This window comes from Burkholderia anthina (assembly GCF_001547525.1).
GTDB lineage: Bacteria > Pseudomonadota > Gammaproteobacteria > Burkholderiales > Burkholderiaceae > Burkholderia > Burkholderia semiarida.
Map to the genome: position 1 here is coordinate 731889 of NZ_CM003768.1, position 18487 is coordinate 750375.

Sequence of the window (18487 nt, forward strand, 5' to 3'; positions counted from 1 at the left end):
TATATCCATGGCTTACAAAACTATCGAAGACACGATCGGCAATACGCCGCTCGTGCAACTGGTCCGCCTGCCGGACGACGAGATTCGCGCGCGCAACAACGTGCTGCTCGCGAAGCTCGAGGGCAACAATCCGGCCGGTTCCGTGAAGGATCGCCCGGCGCTGTCGATGATCAGCAAGGCCGAGGCGCGCGGGCGCATCAAGCCGGGCGATACGCTGATCGAGGCGACGAGCGGCAACACGGGCATCGCGCTCGCGATGGCCGCGGCGATCCGCGGCTACAAGATGGTGCTGATCATGCCGGAGGATCTGTCGGTCGAGCGCCGCCAGAGCATGGCCGCTTATGGCGCCGAAATCATCCTGACGCCGGTGAAGGGCGGGATGGAGCTGGCGCGCGATCTCGCGGAGCAGATGCAGCGCGAAGGCAAGGGCGTGATCCTCGACCAGTTCGGCAATCCCGACAATCCCGTCGCGCACTACGAAGGAACGGGGCCGGAGATCTGGCGCGATACCGAAGGGCGCATCACGCACTTCGTGTCCGCGATGGGCACGACGGGCACGATCATGGGCACGTCGCGCTACCTGAAGGAACAGAATCCGGCGATCGAAATTATCGGCGCGCAGCCGGAAGACGGCTCGCGTATTCCCGGCATCCGCAAGTGGCCGGAAGCGTACATGCCGACCATCTTCGATCGCAGCCGTGTCGATCGCGTCGAAAGCGTGAGCCAGGCGGCGTCGGAAACGATGACGCGCCGGCTTGCGGCGGTCGAAGGCATCTTCGCGGGCATTTCGTCGGGCGGTGCATGCGAAGTCGCGATGCGCATCGCCCGGCAGGTCGAGAACGCGACGATCGTGTTCATCGTCTGCGATCGCGGCGACCGCTACCTGTCCACGGGCGTGTTTCCCGCCTGAGCGAGAGCGGGGCGCGATTCGCGCATCGATAAAAAAGCGCCGCGTTCCGTGAACCGCGGCGCTTTTTCTTTGGGCGGCCAGCGCTTACTGCGGCTGAGCGTCGTCGGCGGCCGGTTGCAGCGCGCCATTGGCTTCCATCTGCGCCTTCACGGCCTCGCCGAGCTGGTACACGGTGAGCGCGTAGAAGAAACTGCGGTTGTAGCGCGTCAGCACGTAGAAGTTCTTCAGGCCGAGCATGTATTCGGTCGCGCGCCCCGGCGTCGGCAGGTCGACCACGGTCACCGGCGTGCCGGCTTCGGCCGTGATGTTGACCGTCGGCTCGTTCAGCGTCATGCCCGCGCGCAGCAGTTGCGACAGTGCCCAGTGCGGTTCGGGCTGGCCGTCGGCGGCGGCTTGCGCGATGCCCAGGCTGCCCGTGTCGGGCGTGATCTGCCAGACCACCGGGCGGTCGGTTTCCCAGCCGTGCTGCTTCAGGTAGTTGGCGACGCTGCCGATCGCATCGACAGGACTGCTGCGCAGATCGACGTGGCCCGTACCGTCGAAGTCGACCGCATATTCGCGGATGCTGCTCGGCAGGAACTGAGGAATCCCGATCGCGCCGGTGTACGAGCCGAGCACGGTGGTCGGGTCGAGCTGGTTGTCGCGGGTCCACACCAGGAAGTCTTCGAGGTTCTTGCGGAACGTGGCCTGGCGGCTGTCGCGATTCGGCGTGTCCGGGTAGTCGAACGTCAGTGTGGTCAGCGCGTCGAGCACGCGGAAATTGCCCATGTAGCGGCCATAGATGGTCTCGACGCCGATGATGCCGACGATCACCTCGGGCGGCACGCCGAACTGCTCGGACGCGCGCTGCAGCGTCGCCTGGTTCGCCTTCCAGAACTTCACGCCCGCGTTGATGCGGATCGGTTCGATGAAGCGCGAGCGATAGACGCGCCAGTTCTTGACCGAAGGCGTGGGCGCCGGCCGCACGAGCTTGACGGCCGTCGCCGAGTAGCTGATGCGCGAGAACAGCGCATGCAGGCTCGCCGAATCGAAGCCGTTGCGGCTCACCATCTCGTCGATGAACGCGTCGACCTTCGCGTTGTTCGCGTACCGCTGCGGAACAATTTCCTCTTCGAAAGTCTGGCCTTGCGGCGTGGTCTGCTGCGGCTGGGCCTGGGCGACGAGCGTGCCGGCGGGCTTCGCCGGCTGCGTCTGCGCGACGGCAGGCGCGGTGCCGAGGGCCGTGGCGATGGCAGCGGCGACGAGCGGAGCGCGAACGCGGAACAGCGCGGAGAGAAGGGCGGCAGGCTTGCTGGAATTCATGTCGAAGCGGGCGGACAGGGCGATGGTGTTCGGCGCAGTATACCCGACGCATCCGGCGCGCCGGGCCGAAGCAGGCCCCCGTTGTGGTAAGTTAGCGGCGAATTCGCGGCAGACGATGGACATCATTGAGGGAGACCTGCGGCGCACCCTGCGCCGCGGATGACAGCTTATGGCAACCGCTTTCTATACGCACCCCGACTGCATGCTGCACGAGATGGGGGAGTGGCATCCGGAATGCCCGGCCCGCCTGTCGGCGATCCAGGATCAACTGATTGCGAGCCGCATCGACGACCTGATCGTGCACGAAACCGCGCCGTTCGCGAGCGAGGTCGCGCTGGGCCGCGTGCATACGCAGGCGCACATCGACTACATCCGCAGCATGACGCCGGTCGACGGTTACGTCGAGATCGATCCCGATACGCTGATGAATCCCGACACATGGCGCGCGGCGCTGCGCGCGGCCGGCGCCGCGATCGCGGCGACCGACGCGGTGATCGAAGGCCGCTATGCGAATGCGTTCTGCGGCGTCCGCCCGCCCGGCCATCATGCGGAGCCTGCCCGAGCGATGGGCTTCTGCTTCTTCAACAACGTCGCGATCGCCGCGCGGCATGCACTGGACGTACACGGCATCGAACGGGTCGCGATCATCGATTTCGACGTGCACCACGGCAACGGCACCGAGGCGGCGTTCGCGAACGACGAGCGCGTGCTGATGTGCAGCTTCTTCCAGCATCCGCTGTATCCGTTCTCGGGCGTCGATCATCAGGCGCCGAACATGGTGAACCTGCCGATGCCCGCGCGCAGCAACGGGATGGCGATCCGCGAAGCCGTCGACATGTTCTGGCTGCCGCGCCTCGACGCGTTCAAGCCGCAAATGCTGTTCGTGTCGGCCGGCTTCGACGCGCATCGCGAGGACGACATCGGCAATCTCGGTCTCGTCGAGGCCGACTTCGAATGGCTGACCGCGCAGATCGTCGAGGTGGCGCGCCGGCATGCGCAGGGCCGCATCGTCAGCTGCCTCGAAGGCGGCTACAACCTGTCCGCGCTCGGGCGCAGCGTCGTCGCGCACCTGCGCGTGCTGGCCGGGATCTGAATCCCGGCCGACCGGCCAACCGGCCGGCCGCGCTCAGCGCGCCGGCACGCGCGCGTGAATCCACGCGATCAACGCGTCGATCACGCGATCGCGTTCGAGGTCGTTCATCGTTTCGTGGAAGCCGCCTTCGTACAGCGTCAGCGTACGGTCGGGCGAGCCGACGCGCGCGCCGAACGCGCGGCTGCCGTCGGGTTCGGTCAGCTTGTCGTCGGTGCCGTGATAGACGAGCACCGGCACGCGGAGCGTGCCGCGGCCGTTTTCGATGCGCGCCATCGCGTCGAGAATCTCCGCACCGGTGCGTGCGGGCACGGCGCCGTGATGCACGAGCGGGTCGGCGCGATTGGCCGCGACGATGGCCGGGTCGCGCGACAGCAGCGCCGCATCGATCCTGATCGCGGGGAAAGTGGGCCACACGCGGCTGATGACGCGGCTGACCGCGAGCATCCAGCGCGGCACGTCGCGCCCGGGGGCAAGCGCCGGACTCGACAGCACGAGGCCCGTCAGCGCGTGGCCGCGTACCGGCGCACGTTCGATCGCGTAGAGCGCCGCGATCGCGCCGCCCATGCTGTGTCCCATCAGGAACAGCGGCGCGTCGCCGCGCGCGGCTTCGGCCACCAGCGCGTCCGCATCGTCGAGGTAGTCGTCGAAACGTTCGACCCAGGCTCGCTTGCCGGGCGACTGGCCATGCCCGCGCAGATCGATCGCCAGCACGTCGATGCCGGCCGCGTTCAGCCGGCCGGCGAGCGCGGCATGGCGGCCCGCGTGTTCGGCGAGGCCGTGCACCAGCGCGATCGTCGCGCGCGGCGGCGCGGCGCCGTCGCCGGCCGGCCAGCGGTACGACGCCAGTTCGAGCCCGTCGGCGGTACGCAGCCGGCCCATCCGCGGCACGGGCGCCGATCCGGCGGTGGCGGGTGCGGCGGCCGGCCTGGTGGTCGTGCTCATCTGGCGTGTCCCCTGTTCGTTGGTCGGTGTTCCGGATCATAGTCGCGGGATTCTCGCGAGCGCCCAGCGGCGCCCCTCTAATTTCATTTGGTTATGAAAAGATCGAAATCGATTATTAAGGGGAATGAGGGGTTTGCGGTAAAATCGCGGGTTATTCCAGATGCATCGGCGGCCGACTGGCGGGCCAACTCGCCGGCCGGCCGCCGTTTTGTTTACATGATCGAATTGCGCAATCTTTCGCAGCGTTTCCCCGGCCCGGGCGGCTGGGTCGAAGCGTTGCACAACGTCAACCTGACGATCCCGCAGGGCGAGGTGTTCGGCATCATCGGCCGAAGCGGCGCCGGCAAGAGCACGCTCGTGCGCACCATCAACCTGCTCACGCGGCCGACCGAAGGCAATGTCGTCGTCGGCGGGCGCGATCTCACGCTGCTGTCGGCCGGCGCGCTGCGCGAAGCGCGCCGCGAAATCGGCATGATCTTCCAGCACTTCAACCTGCTGTCGTCGCGCACGGTGTTCGACAACGTCGCGCTGCCGCTCGAGCTGGCCGGCGCGAGCCGTGCCGACATCGAAGCCGCGGTGCTGCCGCTGCTCGACCTGGTCGGGCTGTCCGCGCAGAAGGATCGCTATCCGGCGCAGATCAGCGGCGGGCAGAAGCAGCGCGTCGGCATCGCCCGCGCGCTGGCGAGCCAGCCGAAGGTGCTGCTGTCGGACGAGGCGACGTCGGCGCTCGACCCCGAAACCACGCGTTCGATCCTCGACCTGCTGAAGCGCATCAACCGCGAGCTCGGCCTGACGATCGTGCTGATCACGCACCAGATGGAAGTGATCAAGCAGGTCTGCGATCGCGTGGCGGTGCTCGATGCGGGGCGCGTGGTCGAGGAAGGCCGCGTGATCGACGTGTTCCTGCAGCCGCATCACGAAGTGACGCGCGCGCTGATCGGCGACGTGATCGCGCAGGAGTTGCCGCCCGCGCTGAAGGCACGCGTGGCCGAGCGGCTGAAGACGGGCAGCGGGCATCTGCTGCGGCTCGCGTTCACGGGCTCGGGCGTCGACCAGCCGATCCTGTCGGAGACGATCCGCCGGTACGAACTCGATTTCAACATCCTGCATGGCCAGATCGACGAGATCCAGGGGCAGGCATTCGGTTCGCTCGCGGTGCTCGCGGGCGGCGAGCCGGGCAAGGTCGGGCAGGCGCTCGCGTTCCTGCGCGAGCAAGGTGTGGTGGTAGAGGAGCTTTCGTATGTTGAGTGAGATGTTCGATATGTTCGTGCAGTCGTTCTGGGAGACGCTGATCATGGTCGGCATTTCCGGGGCGGTCGGTGCGCTCGTCGGCCTGCCGCTCGGCGTGCTGCTCTACCTGACCGACCGCCAGGGCGTGCTGCAGAATCTCGCGGTGAACCGCGTGCTCGGCGGCATCGTGAACGCGGTCCGCTCGACGCCGTTCATCATCCTGCTGGTCGCGGTGATTCCGTTCACGCGGCTCGTTACCGGTTCGTCGATCGGCACGGCCGCGGCGGTCGTGCCTTTGACGCTCGCGGCCGCGCCGTTCATCGCGCGTCTCGTCGAAACCGCGCTGCGTGAAGTCGATCGCGGGCTGATCGAGGCCGCGCAATCGATGGGCGCGACCACGTCGCAGATCGTATTCAAGGTGCTGTTGCCCGAATCGCTGCCGGGCGTCGTCGCGGGCCTGACGATCACGTTCGTGTCGCTGGTCGGCTATTCGGCGATGGCGGGCGCGATCGGCGGCGGCGGGCTCGGCGATCTCGGGATCCGTTACGGTTACCAGCGCTATCTGCCGGAAGTGATGTGGACGGTCGTCGCGATCCTCATCGTGTTCGTGCAGATCGTGCAATCGCTCGGCGACTGGCTGGTGCGCCGGCTGAGCCACAAATAAGACCAGACCGATTCGATAGGGGAGAGACGATGCAACGACGCTTCATGCTGAAATTCGCGGCGGCGCTGGGCGCGGCCGCACTGTTCGCGGGCGCGCAAGCCCGGGCCGAAACCATCAAGGTCGGCGTGACGGGTGGCCCGCACGCGCAGATCATGGAAGTGGTGAAGAAGGTCGCGGCGAAGGAGGGGCTCGAGATCCGCATCGTCGAATTTTCCGACTACGTGCAGCCGAACGCCGCGCTCGCGTCGGGCGACCTCGACGCGAACAGCTACCAGCACGATCCGTATCTGCAGGCGCAGGTGAAGGATCGCGGCTACAAGCTGATCAAGGTCGCGGATACCGTCACGTTTCCGATGGGCATCTACTCGAAGCGCGTGAAGTCGCTGGCCGAGCTGAAGCCGGGCGCGCGCGTCGCGGTGCCGAACGATCCGACCAACGGCGGCCGCGCGCTGCTGTTGCTGCAGAAGCAGGGGCTGCTGAAGCTGCGCGCGGATGCGGGGTTGAAGGCGACGCCGCTCGATATCGTCGACAATCCGCGCAAGCTGAAGATCGTCGAGCTCGATGCGGCGCAGATTCCGCGCTCGCTCGGCGACGTCGACGCGGCGGCGATCAATACCAACTACGCGATGGAAGCGGGGTTGAAACCGAAGCAGGACGCGATCGCGATCGAGGGCCCGAGCGGCCCGTACGCGAACATCCTCGCGATTCGCGAGGCGGACCGGAACAAGCCGTGGGTCGCCAGGCTGATTGCGGCCTATCACTCGGCCGACGTGAAACAGTTCATCGAAGGCAAGTTCGGCGGCGCGGTCATTGCCGCCTGGTAACGGCCGCAGCACGGGACGCCCGGCGCGATTAGAGTCGATGATCGAAAACCCGGGCTTTGCGTCCGGGTTTTTTCTCTTTTAAAATAGAACGACCGTTCGCTATCATTGGCGCGTCGCCAAGAAGCGGTATCCTCGACAACCATCATGGTTGGGTCCGCCTGGCCGCGCAGTCATGAGGCCTCGCTTAAAATGGCCTCTGGTCGTATTCGTAACTTTGGAGCGTGTGCATGAAAATCCTGGTGCCAGTGAAAAGAGTGGTCGATTACAACGTGAAGGTCCGCGTGAAGTCGGACAACACGGGTGTCGACATCGCGAACGTGAAGATGTCGATGAACCCGTTCGACGAGATCGCCGTGGAAGAAGCCGTGCGCCTGAAGGAAGCGGGCGTCGCGACCGAAGTGATCGCGGTGTCGGTGGGTGTGACTCAAGCGCAGGAAACGCTGCGCACGGCGCTGGCGATCGGCGCGGATCGCGCGATCCTCGTCGAGTCGAACGACAGCGTCGAGCCGCTGGCCGTCGCGAAGATCCTGAAGGCACTGGTCGACAAGGAACAGCCGCAACTGGTGATCCTCGGCAAGCAGGCGATCGACGACGATTCGAACCAGACGGGCCAGATGCTGGCCGCGCTCGCAGGTCTGCCGCAGGCGACGTTCGCGTCGAAGGTGACGATCGCCGACGGCAAGGCAACCGTTGCGCGCGAAGTCGACGGCGGCGCGGAAACGCTGTCGCTGACGCTGCCGGCGGTCGTGACGACCGACCTGCGCCTGAACGAGCCGCGCTACGTGACGCTGCCGAACATCATGAAGGCGAAGAAGAAGCCGCTGGAAACCTTGAAGCCGGAAGACCTGGGCGTGGACGTCGCGCCGCGTCTGAAGACGCTGAAGGTGGCCGAGCCGCCGAAGCGCGCGGCCGGCGTGAAGGTGCCGGACGTGAAGACGCTGGTCGAGAAGCTGAAGACCGAAGCCAAGGTGCTGTAAGAGGGAGCGCAAGGAAATGACGATTCTGGTGATTGCAGAACACGACAACGCGTCGATCAAGGCCGCGACGTTGAACACGGTGGCGGCGGCAGCGAAGATCGGTGGCGACATCCACGTGCTGGTCGCGGGCCACAACGCGCAAGCGGCGGCCGACGCGGCAGCGAAGATCGCGGGCGTGTCGAAGGTGCTGCTGGCCGACGCGCCGCAACTGGCCGAAGGCCTGGCGGAAAACGTCGAGGCGACCGCGCTGAACATCGCGAAGGACTACTCGCACATCCTCGCGCCGGCGACGGCCTACGGCAAGAACGTCGCGCCGCGCATCGCCGCGAAGCTGGACGTCGCGCAGATCTCGGACATCACGGCGGTCGATTCGGCCGATACGTTCGAGCGTCCGATCTACGCGGGCAACGCGATCGCGACCGTGCAGTCGAGCGATCCGATCAAGGTCATCACGGTGCGTGCGACGGGTTTCGATCCAGTGGCGGCGGAAGGCGGCAGCGCAGCGGTCGAGAAGATCGAAGCGGCGGCCGACGCCGGCAAGTCGCAGTTCGTGAGCCGTGAAGTGACGAAGCTGGACCGTCCGGAGCTGACGTCGGCGAGCATCATCGTGTCGGGCGGCCGCGGTCTGGGCAGCGGCGAAAACTACACGAAGGTGCTGGAGCCGCTGGCCGACAAGCTGTCGGCAGCGCTCGGCGCATCGCGCGCGGCAGTCGATGCCGGCTACGTGCCGAACGACTACCAGGTCGGCCAGACCGGCAAGATCGTCGCGCCGCAGTTGTACATCGCGGTCGGCATCTCGGGCGCGATCCAGCATCTGGCCGGCATGAAGGATTCGAAGGTGATCGTCGCGATCAACAAGGATCCCGAAGCACCGATCTTCAGCGTGGCCGACTACGGCCTCGTCGGCGATCTGTTCTCGCTCGTGCCGGAGCTCGTGAACGAGCTCGGCTGACGCGGCGTGACGCTTCAGCGGTAAGCACACGAGAAAAGGGGCGCGATAAGCGCCCCTTTTTCGCTGTGTCGTCGCTGAAGCGGCGCGAGCGTCGGTCGCCTGGAAGATCCGCGATCGTACTGTGCCGTGCCGAACATATCGTCGCGTACACCCGACGGGCAGCGTCGGTTCGCTCGCCGTCCGACGAGAGCATGCGCACGTTGACTGAAGCGTCGCGCCGAGTCGGCACTCGCACTCGCAGTCACGGAAACGAGAAAAGCGCCCAAGGGCGCCTGTCTCGTCGATGCAACGGGCCCGCCTCGCCGCGGGCCGTTCCGATTTACGCGTAGGCCGGGCGCGCTTGGCCGGGCGCGTCCTTCAGGTAACGATGCACCGACAGGTCGTCGGCCTGGATCGCGGGCATCTTGCCCGAGATCAGGTCCGCGAGCAGTTGGCCCGAGCCGCACGACATCGTCCAGCCGAGCGTGCCATGGCCGGTGTTCAGGAACAGGTTCGACACCGGCGTGCGGCCGACGATCGGCGTGCCGTCCGGCGTCATCGGGCGCAGGCCCGTCCAGAACGTGGCCTTCGACGTGTCGCCGCCGCCCGGGAACAGGTCGTTCACGCACATCTCGAGCGTTTCGCGGCGCGCCGCGCGCAGCGTCTTGTCGAAGCCGACGATTTCCGCCATCCCGCCGACGCGGATGCGCTGGTCGAAGCGCGTGATCGCGATCTTGTAGGTTTCGTCGAGCACGGTCGACACCGGCGCGGCGGCTTCGTCGACGATCGGCGCGGTGATCGAATAGCCCTTGAGCGGATAGACGGGAATCTTCATCAGGTTCGAGATGAAGCGCGTCGAGTACGAGCCCAGCGCGACGACGTACGCGTCGGCACGCACCGTCTCGCTGCCGCATTGCACGCCGGCGATCTTGCCGCCCGCGATCGCGAGCGCATCGATCGGCGTGTTGTAGCGGAACTTCACGCCGAGCGATTCGGCGAGCGCGGCGAGGCGCGTCGTGAACAACTGGCAATCGCCGGTTTCGTCGCCCGGCAGGCGCAGGCCGCCCGTCAGCTTGTGCGAGACGGCGGCGAGCGCCGGCTCGGCTTTTTTCAGCTCGGCCGGCGACAGCAGTTCGAACGGCACGTTCGCTTCCTGCAGCACGGCGATGTCCTTCGCCGCGCCGTCGAGTTGCTGCTGCGTGCGGAACAGTTGCAGCGTGCCGCCCGTGCGGCCTTCGTACTGGATGCCGGTATCGGCGCGCAGCGCCTGCAGGCAATCGCGGCTGTATTCGGCGAGACGGACCATGCGGCTCTTGTTCACCGCATAGCGCTCGGCCGTGCAGTTGCGCAGCATCTGGACCATCCACTGGAGCTGGAAGCGCGTGCCGTCGAGGCGGATCGCGAGCGGCGCGTGCTTTTCGAACATCCACTTGACGGCCTTCAGCGGCACGCCGGGCGCGGCCCACGGCGCCGCATAGCCGGGCGAGATCTGGCCTGCATTCGCGAAGCTCGTCTCCAGCGCCGGGCCGGCTTCCCGGTCGATCACCGTGACTTCGTGGCCTGCGCGCGCGAGGTAATACGCGCTTGCCACGCCCACCACACCGCTGCCCAGAATGACGACTCGCATAGCTGCTCCAGATGGAAGGAATCAGGTCGAGGCCGGGCGCACCCGCGGCTCCGTGTTACCTCTAGCTGATCTAGTTTTTTGCGCTATGGTATTGTCGAATGTGCAGTTTTTGTTATTGTATTTTTCTGGTTTTCAGCATAAACAAATGAGAACGCAACGTCAGCCCGTACGCTCGCTCGACAAGCTCGACCGGCGCATCCTGAAACTGCTCCAGGACGACGGCCGGATGGCGATGAAAGACCTCGCGGAACAGGTCGGACTGACCGTCACGCCGTGCATCGAGCGCGTGCGGCGCATGGAGCGCGACGGCGTGATCACCGGCTATCACGCGCGGGTCGACCCGGGGCAATTGGGCGCCGCGCTGCTGGTGTTCGTCGAGATCACGCTCGGCCACAAGGGCGGCAACATGTTCGAGCAATTCCGCCGGGAAGTGATGAAGATCGACGAGGTGCTCGAATGCCATCTCGTCTCCGGCGATTTCGACTACCTGATCAAGGCGCGCATCGGCGAGATGGCCGACTACCGCAAGCTGCTCGGCGACATCCTGCTGCAGTTGCCGGGCGCCGTGCAGTCGAAGAGCTATGTCGTGATGGAGGAAATCAAGGAAACGCTGACGATCGCCGTCGGCGAGTGACGTGCCGCCGGCCGGCCGTCTGGCCCTTTATCCCGCCCTTGGCATGCTGCGCCCAATACTGTACAAATATACAGTATTGGGCGCAGGCGAATGGGTGGGCACATGGACGATCGGTCCGACAACGAATTTCCGGTAGCGCCGCCCGTGCCCCGCAAGGGGCGCGGTGCGGTCGGCAACCTGCAGGGGCGGTATGAAATCGCGCAGCGCGAAGCGGTCGACGACGGCTGGACGCACGAGTCCGACGATGCCGACTTCCCCGCGCCGCTGCGCACGCAGGTCTTCGAGGAGCGGGCGAAGAGCATCCTCACGCACAACCAGTCGCCCGACATTCCGTTCAGCGTGTCGCTCAATCCGTATCGCGGCTGCGAGCACGGTTGCATCTACTGCTTCGCGCGGCCGACGCACAGCTATCTCGGGCTGTCGCCGGGGCTCGATTTCGAAAGCCGCATCTACGCGAAGGTGAACGCGGCCGAACTGCTCGAGCGCGAGATTTCGCGCAAGCGCTACGTGCCGGAGCCGATCGCGCTCGGCGTCAACACCGATGCGTACCAGCCGGTCGAACGCGACCTGCGCATCACGCGCAGCGTGATCCAGGTGATGCACGATCGCGGGCTGCCGTTCGCGGCGATCACGAAATCGTCGCTGATCGAGCGCGATCTCGACCTGCTCGCGCCGATGGCCGAACGCGGGCAGGTGATGGCGGCGGTCACGATCACGACGCTCGATGCCGAGCTCGCGCGCACGCTCGAGCCGCGCGCGGCCACCCCGGCGCGGCGATTGCGCACGATCCGGGCGCTACGCGATGCGGGCGTGCCGGTCGGCGTGAGCATTGCACCGGTGATTCCGTTCGTCACCGAGCCCGACATGGAGCGCGTGCTCGAAGCCTGCGCGGAAGCCGGTGCGACGCATGCGAGCTACATCATCCTGAGATTGCCGTGGGAGGTCGCGCCGCTGTTCAAGCAGTGGCTGGCCGCGCATTTTCCCGATCGTGCGGAGCGCGTGATGAACCGCGTGCGCGACATGCGCGGCGGCAAGGATTACGATTCGGACTTCTCGAAACGGATGAAGGGCGAGGGGATCTGGGCCGACCTGTTGCGGCAACGCTTCCGTCAGGCCGTCAAGCGGCTCGGGCTGAACGAGCGCACGAACGGCATTCTGGATCTGTCGCGATTCCGCGGCGCGCCGGTCGCTGGGGTGTCGGCGCCGCCTGTCGCGGTTCGAGCAGCCGGCGCGAAGTCGCGCGACGACATGCAGTTGAGCCTGTTCTGACCGACGAGCAACGTAGTCGCCGGTGTCCCGTATCGATCGTGCTGGCCGGGCTTACTGCGAAATCTGCTTGGCCGCTTGGACCTGCGATTCGAAGTACGTCTGGAACGACAGCGCGAGTGCGGTCATCAGCAGGAACGCGCCGATCAGCAGCGAGAAAATCACGACGAAGATCACGGTCCAGCCCGACTGGCTGTGCTTGCCGGTGTCCGCATTGAATTGCGCATCCCATTTTTCATCGGGGCGCAGCCCGTAGACGAGGGCGGCGAGGAACGCCGCCAGCAGCGAGATTGCGCCGGGCACCGCGAGCCACCAGCCGAGGCCGGCGCTGCGCTGGGTTGCCGCGAGCAGCAGGAAGCCCGGGATGCCGACGATCGTCGCGAGCAGGTGGGCCCAGCCGTACACGTCGCGAACGCCGTACAGATAGAAGCGGTGCGCACCGAGCGATCCGAGCAGGAACGCGAGGGCGGCGGTGAGCGTCTTGGAGCGGAAGCGGCGGGGTGATGCGGTGCTGCTGGACATGGATGGCGGCGTATTGTCGTTGGCTTGGGCGGCCGGCAAGCCGGCGCGGGCGCACGGCCCGGCACGCATTCTACGATGCCCGGTCGGGCCCGGTCACCCCTCGGCTGCGTCAAGGTGCCGCATAAGTCACGCGATAGATCGCGCCCGCGTAATCGTCGCTGACGAGCAGCGAACCGTCCGGCAGCGGCAGTACGTCGGCCGGGCGTCCCCATACCGTGCCGTCGGGCCGCAGCCAGCCGGCGATGAACGGCGTCTGACGTGCGTGGCTGCCGTCCGCGGGGGCGACCACGCGCATCACGCGGTAGCCGACCTTCGTGCTGCGGTTCCACGAGCCGTGTTCGGCGATGAAGACATTATTGCGATACGACGCCGGAAACATCGATCCGGTGTAGAAGCGCATGCCGAGCGCCGCCACGTGTGCGCCGAGTTTCAGGACGGGTGGTACATAACGGCGGCAGACGTCGGCGCTGCCGAATTCGGGGTCGGGCGTATCGCCGCCGTGGCAGTATGGAAAGCCGAAGTCGAGGCCGGCGCGCGGCGCACGGTTCAGTTCGTCGTCGGGTACGTCGTCGCCCATCATGTCGCGCCCGTTGTCGGTGAACCACAGCTCCCCCGAATCGGGGTGCCATGCAAAGCCGACCGTATTGCGTATGCCGCGGGCGAACACTTCGCGCCCACTGCCGTCGGCGTTCATTCGCGCAATGATCGCGTAGCGGCTGCGATCGGCGAGGCAGGCATTGCACGGCGCGCCGGTCGGTACGTAGAGCTTGCCATCGGGGCCGAACGCGATGAATTTCCAGCCGTGATGGTGGTCGGTCGGCAGCGCGTCGGTCACGACGACGGGGGCGGGCGGTCTGGCGAGCCGGTCGTCGATACGGTCGACGCGCAGGATGCGCGACACGGCGGATATATAGAGAGCGCCGTCGCGATAGGCGACGCCGACTGGCATATCGAGTCCGGACGCGATCACGTAGCGCGCGGTGATCCGGCCCTCGTGCATCACGAATGCATGGACTCGGCCTTCCCGCGTGCCGACATACAGAATGCCGCGTGGCGACCACGCCATTTCGCGCGCGGCCGGCACCGCGTCCGTCAGCACTTCCACGTGGAAGCCGGGCGGCACGACGAGTTCGTTCACCGGCAACGGCGCGGCAAACGCCGGTAGGGAGACGAGGCAGGCAAGGCCGGCAAGCAGCGCCGCGAATCGGTGCTGCGCGCGGCGCGCGGGGGCGGCGCGAAAGGGCGGCATGACGGTCGGGAGCGTCGTGGATACGCCGATTGTATGCCTGCTGGACGGGCCGTCCGCGGATTTTTACGCGTAAGTGTTTGTTGTACCTCTGCTTTCCGGCTATAATCGCGTGTTTCAGTAGTTTCGAACCCGGTTTTCCCGAAGGACATCATATGGTTATCATCCGTCTGGCTCGTGGCGGCTCGAAGAAGCGCCCGTTCTACAACATCGTTGCTACCGATTCGCGCAACCGTCGTGACGGCCGCTTCATCGAGCGCGTCGGCTTCTACAACCCGGTCGCCACGAAGGGCGAATCGCTGCGTATCGCTCAGGATCGCCTGACGTACTGGCAAGGCGTTGGCGCGCAACTGTCGCCGACCGTCCAGCGTCTCGTGAAGGAAGCGCAAAAGGCGCAACCGGCTGCCTGACATGGCACGGTGTGCCGGTCGTGCCGGCTGTGAGGTGCATTGATGGCGGGTCACGATTCCGGTAATGCAAGGCGCGGGCGTGCGTCATTTGGCGCATTCGTCCGCAAGCCGGTCGAGCGCGACACGGTCGCGAACGCCGGTCAGGCTGCCGAACAAGGCAGTCCCGAAGCGACGCAAGCCTGGCCTGACGATGCCGTCGAGGTCGGGGCGGTGGTCGACGCCTACGGCCTGAAAGGCTGGATCAAGGTGGCGACGCATGCCGATGCCGGTCGCGGTGGCGACGCGCTGCTCAACGCGCGTCGCTGGTGGCTGGAACGCGGTGCGGAGCGGCTTTCCGCCCGCATCATGCAGTCGAAGACGCACAGCGACACTGTCGTTGCGCAACCCGCGGGCGTCAGCGACCGCGATGCCGCGCTGTCCATGCGCGGCTTTCGCGTGTTCGTGCGCCGGGAAGATTTCCCGGCACTGGCCGCGGACGAATTCTATTGGGTCGACCTGATCGGTCTCGACGTCGTCAACGAGCAATCGGTGGCGCTAGGGAAGGTGAGCGGGATGATCGACAACGGCGTGCATTCGATCATGCGTGTCGAGTATCCGGCGACCGGCAAAGACGGTCAGCCGACCACCGACGAGCGGTTGATTCCGTTCGTCGGCGTCTACGTCAAAACGGTGGATCAGGCGGCGCGTCGCATCGTCGTCGACTGGGAAGCCGATTACTGAAATGAACCAGGTTACCGAGCGCGCGGTGCAGTTCGACGTCGTCACGCTCTTTCCCGAGATGTTCCGCGCGCTGACCGACTGGGGAATCACCAGCCGGGCCGTGAAGCAGGGGCGCTTCGGGTTGCGCACCTGGAACCCGCGTGATTTCACGACGGACAACTACCGCACGGTCGACGATCGTCCGTACGGCGGCGGTCCGGGCATGGTGATGCTGGCCAGGCCGCTCGAAGCCGCGATCGACGCCGCGAAAGCGGCGCAGGCGGAGCAGGGCATCGCGAGCACGCGCGTCGTGATGATGTCGCCGCAAGGCGCGCCGCTCACGCATGATCGCGCGGTGCGGATGGCGCAGGAACCCGGCGTCGTCGTGCTGTGCGGCCGCTACGAAGCGATCGACCAGCGCTTGCTGGATCGTTGCGTCGACGAGGAAATCAGCCTCGGCGATTTCGTGCTGTCGGGCGGCGAACTGCCGGCGATGGCGCTGATGGATGCAGTCGTGCGGCTGCTGCCCGGCGTGCTGAACGATTCGCTGTCGGCCGTGCAGGACAGCTTCGCCGACGGCCTGCTCGATTGTCCGCACTACACGCGGCCCGAGGAATACGAGGGTGTGCGCGTGCCGGACGTGCTGCTCGGCGGGCATCATGCCGAGATCGAGAAGTGGCGGCGTCAGGAAGCATTGAGGAATACGTTGCGGAAGCGCCCGGACCTGATCGCCCGGGCGCGCCGCGAGAAGTTGTTGAGCCGGGCCGACGAGGCGTGGCTTGCGAACCTCGCACGCGAAGCGAAGGACGCCTCCTGAGGCGGCTGCGCGGGCGGGAATTGGCGGTGCCGTACATGCGTGTGCGGCGCCTGATGTGAATCCATCCTCTATCGGGGCCGAGCCTGGAAGCAGGCGGGTACGAACGCCGACACGATGGCATAAGGAGTCAGTAATGAATCTGATCGCAAAACTTGAGCAGGAAGAGATCGAGCGCGCGCTCGCCGGCAAGACGATCCCCGATTTCGCCCCGGGCGACACGGTGATCGTGAACGTGAACGTGGTTGAAGGTAACCGCAAGCGCGTTCAGGCTTACGAAGGCGTCGTCATCGCGAAGCGCAACCGTGGCCTGAACTCGAACTTCATCGTTCGCAAGATCTCGTCGGGTGAAGGCGTCGAGCGTACGTTCCAGACGTACTCGCCGCTGCTGGCAAGCATCGTCGTGAAGCGTCGCGGTGATGTGCGTCGTGCGAAGCTGTACTACCTGCGCGAGCGTTCGGGCAAGTCGGCTCGTATCAAGGAAAAGCTGGTGTCGAAGGATCGCGCCGCAGCAGCTTCCCAAGAGTAAGAGCTGTAAGGAAAAAGCACCCAACCGGGTGCTTTTTTCATTCTGGCGCGACAATATGCTCGATACGACACGAACCCGAGAGCTCCATTGAATCGCGGCCCCATCATCGATCCCGAAGTATTGCCGGTCGAAGGCACCGGCGCCGGCCTGCCTGTCATCGATTCCCGGCTGATGACGCCGTCCGGCCTGCGCGAACGTTTCGCACGCACGCTCGAATGGAGCGTCGAGCCCGGCGAGGCGAGGCTGCAGGAAGGCGTCGATCCGCGCAGCGCGGCCGTTCTCATGCCGCTCGTCGCACGCGAGACGGGCCTCACCGTACTGCTGACGCAGCGCGCCGATCACCTGAACGACCATGCCGGACAGATCAGCTTTCCGGGCGGCCGTCGCGAGCCGTTCGATCGAGACGCGACCGCCACCGCGTTGCGCGAGGCGAAAGAGGAGATCGGGCTGGCCGCCGAACGCGTCGAGATTCTCGGCGTGCTGCCCGACTACCTGACCGGCACGGGCTTCTGCGTGACACCGGTCGTCAGCCTCGTGCATCCGCCGTTCACCGTGCAGGCCGACACGTTCGAAGTCGCCGAGATTTTCGAAGTGCCGCTCGCGTTCTTGATGAATCCCGCGAACCATCAGATCCGCGTGTTTCGGTGGGAAGGCGGCGAGCGTCGTTTTTTTGCCATGCCTTACCCGAACGGCGAAGCGGGCGGGCAATACTTCATCTGGGGCGCAACTGCCGCCATGTTTCGCAATCTGTATCGCTTCTTGGCCGCCGGCTAGGCGGGCGCGCCGGCCGGCGCGCGCGAGCGGCTGCCCGGCGACCGCGCCGGCAGCCATGCGCGGCTGACGCTGTGCTATCGTTATGCAAAAAATGACATAACTCCGAAGACGGCGCCACGCATGACTTTCTTTTCGGTTCTCCTCGCCCTCATCATCGAACAGGTCCGCGCGTTGTCGCCGAGCAATCCGGTGTTCGCGCTGTTCCAGTTTCATGCGGAAACCGTCGCGCATGGCCTCGACGCCGGCAAGCAGAAGCACGGGCTCCTCGCATGGCTCGCGGTCGTGCTGCCGTGGGTGCTGATCGTCGCGCTGGTCTATTTCCTGTTGTACAAGGTGAGCTTCGTGCTCGCGTTCATATGGAACGTCGTCGTCGTGTATTTCACGCTCGGCTTCCGTCAGTTCAGCCACTACTTCACCGATATCCATCTCGCGCTCAACAACGACGACGTGCCGCGCGCGCGCGAAATCCTGCATGAGTGGACGGGTATCGACACGGTCGACATGCCGGTCGGCGAAATCGTCCGCCATACGCTGATCCATGCGGTCGTCGCGTCGCATCGGCACGTCTTCGGCGTGTTCTTCTGGTACGTGCTGCCGATCGGTCCGGCCGGCGCCGTGTTGTACCGGATTTCCGAATACCTCGCGCGCAGCTGGTCGACGCCGGGCGACGATCGCACGGCCGCGTTCTCGACGTTCGCGCAGCGCGCGTTCTTCGTGATCGACTGGATTCCGTCCCGACTGACGGCGCTCGGCTTCGCGATCGTCGGCAATTTCGAGGATGCGATCTATGCATGGCGCAACCATACGCGCCAGTGGCCCGACCCGAACGACGGCGTGCTGCTGGCGGCCGGCAGCGGGGCGCTCGGTGCGCGTCTCGCCGGGCCGCTCGCGGAACCGTCGAGCCTCGATGCGCTGGCGGTCGGCGACAGCGGTCCGTTGACGGTTGGTGACGATTGCACGCCGCGCACGCTGCAGTCGGCAGTCGGCCTCGTGTGGCGCGCGGTGATCCTGTGGATGATCCTGCTGCTGATGCTGACGCTCGCCGTCTGGGTGTCGTGACGGCGCAGCGCAGTACCCGATGAAAGACAAAGGC

The 18487-nt window shown here is 66.0% G+C and carries 20 protein-coding genes; 15 read left to right on the top strand and 5 right to left on the bottom strand.

The window, feature by feature from the left end; all coding sequences use genetic code 11:
* Positions 1 to 7: 7 nt before the first annotated feature.
* The gene (cysM, locus tag WS64_RS03445; RefSeq protein ID WP_059574060.1) at positions 8 to 910 is read left to right on the top strand and encodes a cysteine synthase CysM; all 903 of its coding nucleotides are present in this window, start codon (positions 8 to 10) and stop codon (positions 908 to 910) included.
* A gap of 84 nt (positions 911 to 994) precedes the next feature.
* Here the strand turns inward: cysM and mltB are convergent, their stop codons facing one another.
* Positions 995 to 2338 (bottom strand): lytic murein transglycosylase B, encoded by a 1344-nt coding sequence (mltB, locus tag WS64_RS03450; RefSeq protein ID WP_081103769.1) that lies wholly within the window; start codon positions 2336 to 2338, stop codon positions 995 to 997.
* A gap of 43 nt (positions 2339 to 2381) precedes the next feature.
* On the opposite strand from mltB, the gene WS64_RS03455 reads away from it, so the two are divergent.
* On the top strand, positions 2382 to 3305 hold the full coding sequence (locus WS64_RS03455) for a histone deacetylase family protein (RefSeq protein WP_059574058.1): 924 nt from the start codon (positions 2382 to 2384) through the stop codon (positions 3303 to 3305).
* A gap of 33 nt (positions 3306 to 3338) precedes the next feature.
* Here the strand turns inward: WS64_RS03455 and WS64_RS03460 are convergent, their stop codons facing one another.
* Entirely contained in the window at positions 3339 to 4247 is a 909-nt protein-coding gene (locus WS64_RS03460; RefSeq protein WP_060965725.1) for an alpha/beta hydrolase, read from the bottom strand.
* Between the two features lie 216 nt (positions 4248 to 4463).
* Between WS64_RS03460 and WS64_RS03465 the strand changes: the two genes are divergently transcribed.
* The 5 genes from WS64_RS03465 (at position 4464) to WS64_RS03485 (ending at position 8894) form a co-directional block, all read left to right on the top strand.
* Complete coding sequence (locus WS64_RS03465) at positions 4464 to 5498, top strand: methionine ABC transporter ATP-binding protein (RefSeq protein WP_059574056.1); 1035 nt, start codon at positions 4464 to 4466, stop codon at positions 5496 to 5498.
* Entirely contained in the window at positions 5488 to 6141 is a 654-nt protein-coding gene (locus WS64_RS03470) for a methionine ABC transporter permease (protein WP_059574055.1), read from the top strand. The genes WS64_RS03465 and WS64_RS03470 overlap by 11 nt, the downstream gene beginning before the upstream one ends.
* A gap of 29 nt (positions 6142 to 6170) precedes the next feature.
* A complete protein-coding gene (locus tag WS64_RS03475) occupies positions 6171 to 6965 on the top strand; it encodes a MetQ/NlpA family ABC transporter substrate-binding protein (protein WP_060965726.1) in 795 nt (264 codons plus the stop codon).
* 227 nt (positions 6966 to 7192) lie between these two features.
* Entirely contained in the window at positions 7193 to 7942 is a 750-nt protein-coding gene (locus WS64_RS03480) for an electron transfer flavoprotein subunit beta/FixA family protein (RefSeq protein ID WP_060965727.1), read from the top strand.
* Between the two features lie 16 nt (positions 7943 to 7958).
* Positions 7959 to 8894, top strand: a complete 936-nt coding sequence (locus WS64_RS03485) for an electron transfer flavoprotein subunit alpha/FixB family protein (RefSeq protein WP_059638223.1) — start codon at positions 7959 to 7961, stop codon at positions 8892 to 8894.
* Between the two features lie 319 nt (positions 8895 to 9213).
* Here the strand turns inward: WS64_RS03485 and WS64_RS03490 are convergent, their stop codons facing one another.
* Positions 9214 to 10500 carry a D-amino acid dehydrogenase gene (locus tag WS64_RS03490; protein ID WP_059574052.1) on the bottom strand — a complete coding sequence of 429 codons (1287 nt, stop codon included), beginning with the start codon at positions 10498 to 10500 and terminating at the stop codon, positions 9214 to 9216.
* A gap of 145 nt (positions 10501 to 10645) precedes the next feature.
* On the opposite strand from WS64_RS03490, the gene WS64_RS03495 reads away from it, so the two are divergent.
* Both WS64_RS03495 and WS64_RS03500 read left to right on the top strand, forming a co-directional pair.
* Complete coding sequence (locus WS64_RS03495; RefSeq protein ID WP_012492860.1) at positions 10646 to 11134, top strand: Lrp/AsnC ligand binding domain-containing protein; 489 nt, start codon at positions 10646 to 10648, stop codon at positions 11132 to 11134.
* Between the two features lie 90 nt (positions 11135 to 11224).
* On the top strand, positions 11225 to 12403 hold the full coding sequence (locus WS64_RS03500) for a PA0069 family radical SAM protein (protein WP_060965728.1): 1179 nt from the start codon (positions 11225 to 11227) through the stop codon (positions 12401 to 12403).
* 51 nt (positions 12404 to 12454) lie between these two features.
* On the opposite strand, the gene WS64_RS03505 is transcribed toward WS64_RS03500, so the two are convergent.
* Both WS64_RS03505 and WS64_RS03510 read right to left on the bottom strand, forming a co-directional pair.
* On the bottom strand, positions 12455 to 12922 hold the full coding sequence (locus WS64_RS03505; protein WP_059638331.1) for an NINE protein: 468 nt from the start codon (positions 12920 to 12922) through the stop codon (positions 12455 to 12457).
* Between the two features lie 109 nt (positions 12923 to 13031).
* Positions 13032 to 14171: a PQQ-dependent sugar dehydrogenase gene (locus tag WS64_RS03510; protein ID WP_060965729.1), complete on the bottom strand. Its 1140-nt coding sequence runs from the start codon at positions 14169 to 14171 to the stop codon at positions 13032 to 13034.
* Between the two features lie 152 nt (positions 14172 to 14323).
* Here WS64_RS03510 and rpsP point away from each other — a divergent pair, with 152 nt between their 5' ends.
* From rpsP to WS64_RS03540, 6 genes are all read left to right on the top strand, one after another.
* Entirely contained in the window at positions 14324 to 14578 is a 255-nt protein-coding gene (gene rpsP, locus WS64_RS03515) for a 30S ribosomal protein S16 (protein WP_006476550.1), read from the top strand.
* A 42-nt stretch (positions 14579 to 14620) separates the two neighbouring features.
* On the top strand, positions 14621 to 15298 hold the full coding sequence (gene rimM, locus WS64_RS03520; protein WP_060313183.1) for a ribosome maturation factor RimM: 678 nt from the start codon (positions 14621 to 14623) through the stop codon (positions 15296 to 15298).
* Position 15299: 1 nt separating this feature from the next.
* Positions 15300 to 16094 carry a tRNA (guanosine(37)-N1)-methyltransferase TrmD gene (trmD, locus tag WS64_RS03525; RefSeq protein ID WP_059638231.1) on the top strand — a complete coding sequence of 265 codons (795 nt, stop codon included), beginning with the start codon at positions 15300 to 15302 and terminating at the stop codon, positions 16092 to 16094.
* Between the two features lie 133 nt (positions 16095 to 16227).
* Complete coding sequence (rplS, locus tag WS64_RS03530; protein ID WP_059574047.1) at positions 16228 to 16620, top strand: 50S ribosomal protein L19; 393 nt, start codon at positions 16228 to 16230, stop codon at positions 16618 to 16620.
* Positions 16621 to 16707: 87 nt separating this feature from the next.
* Positions 16708 to 17394 (top strand): CoA pyrophosphatase, encoded by a 687-nt coding sequence (locus WS64_RS03535; protein ID WP_060965730.1) that lies wholly within the window; start codon positions 16708 to 16710, stop codon positions 17392 to 17394.
* A gap of 120 nt (positions 17395 to 17514) precedes the next feature.
* Positions 17515 to 18453 (top strand): CobD/CbiB family protein, encoded by a 939-nt coding sequence (locus WS64_RS03540; RefSeq protein ID WP_059574045.1) that lies wholly within the window; start codon positions 17515 to 17517, stop codon positions 18451 to 18453.
* The last annotated feature ends 34 nt before the right edge of the window (positions 18454 to 18487 follow it).

Excerpts from the sequence above, each read along its gene's own strand:
- WS64_RS03485 (WP_059638223.1), top strand. The coding sequence starts at position 7,959 with ATGACGATTCTGGTGATTGCAGAACACGACAACGCGTCGATCAAGGCC.
- WS64_RS03510 (WP_060965729.1), bottom strand. The coding sequence starts at position 14,171 with ATGCCGCCCTTTCGCGCCGCCCCCGCGCGCCGCGCGCAGCACCGATTC.
- WS64_RS03460 (WP_060965725.1), bottom strand. The coding sequence starts at position 4,247 with ATGAGCACGACCACCAGGCCGGCCGCCGCACCCGCCACCGCCGGATCG.
- WS64_RS03505 (WP_059638331.1), bottom strand. The coding sequence starts at position 12,922 with ATGTCCAGCAGCACCGCATCACCCCGCCGCTTCCGCTCCAAGACGCTC.
- WS64_RS03490 (WP_059574052.1), bottom strand. The coding sequence starts at position 10,500 with ATGCGAGTCGTCATTCTGGGCAGCGGTGTGGTGGGCGTGGCAAGCGCG.
- trmD (WP_059638231.1), top strand. The coding sequence starts at position 15,300 with ATGAACCAGGTTACCGAGCGCGCGGTGCAGTTCGACGTCGTCACGCTC.
- WS64_RS03480 (WP_060965727.1), top strand. The coding sequence starts at position 7,193 with ATGAAAATCCTGGTGCCAGTGAAAAGAGTGGTCGATTACAACGTGAAG.
- mltB (WP_081103769.1), bottom strand. The coding sequence starts at position 2,338 with ATGATGTCCATCGTCTGCCGCGAATTCGCCGCTAACTTACCACAACGG.
- rplS (WP_059574047.1), top strand. The coding sequence starts at position 16,228 with ATGAATCTGATCGCAAAACTTGAGCAGGAAGAGATCGAGCGCGCGCTC.
- rimM (WP_060313183.1), top strand. The coding sequence starts at position 14,621 with ATGGCGGGTCACGATTCCGGTAATGCAAGGCGCGGGCGTGCGTCATTT.
- WS64_RS03465 (WP_059574056.1), top strand. The coding sequence starts at position 4,464 with ATGATCGAATTGCGCAATCTTTCGCAGCGTTTCCCCGGCCCGGGCGGC.
- rpsP (WP_006476550.1), top strand. The coding sequence starts at position 14,324 with ATGGTTATCATCCGTCTGGCTCGTGGCGGCTCGAAGAAGCGCCCGTTC.
- WS64_RS03475 (WP_060965726.1), top strand. The coding sequence starts at position 6,171 with ATGCAACGACGCTTCATGCTGAAATTCGCGGCGGCGCTGGGCGCGGCC.
- WS64_RS03470 (WP_059574055.1), top strand. The coding sequence starts at position 5,488 with ATGTTGAGTGAGATGTTCGATATGTTCGTGCAGTCGTTCTGGGAGACG.
- WS64_RS03495 (WP_012492860.1), top strand. The coding sequence starts at position 10,646 with ATGAGAACGCAACGTCAGCCCGTACGCTCGCTCGACAAGCTCGACCGG.
- WS64_RS03500 (WP_060965728.1), top strand. The coding sequence starts at position 11,225 with ATGGGTGGGCACATGGACGATCGGTCCGACAACGAATTTCCGGTAGCG.
- WS64_RS03455 (WP_059574058.1), top strand. The coding sequence starts at position 2,382 with ATGGCAACCGCTTTCTATACGCACCCCGACTGCATGCTGCACGAGATG.
- cysM (WP_059574060.1), top strand. The coding sequence starts at position 8 with ATGGCTTACAAAACTATCGAAGACACGATCGGCAATACGCCGCTCGTG.
- WS64_RS03540 (WP_059574045.1), top strand. The coding sequence starts at position 17,515 with ATGACTTTCTTTTCGGTTCTCCTCGCCCTCATCATCGAACAGGTCCGC.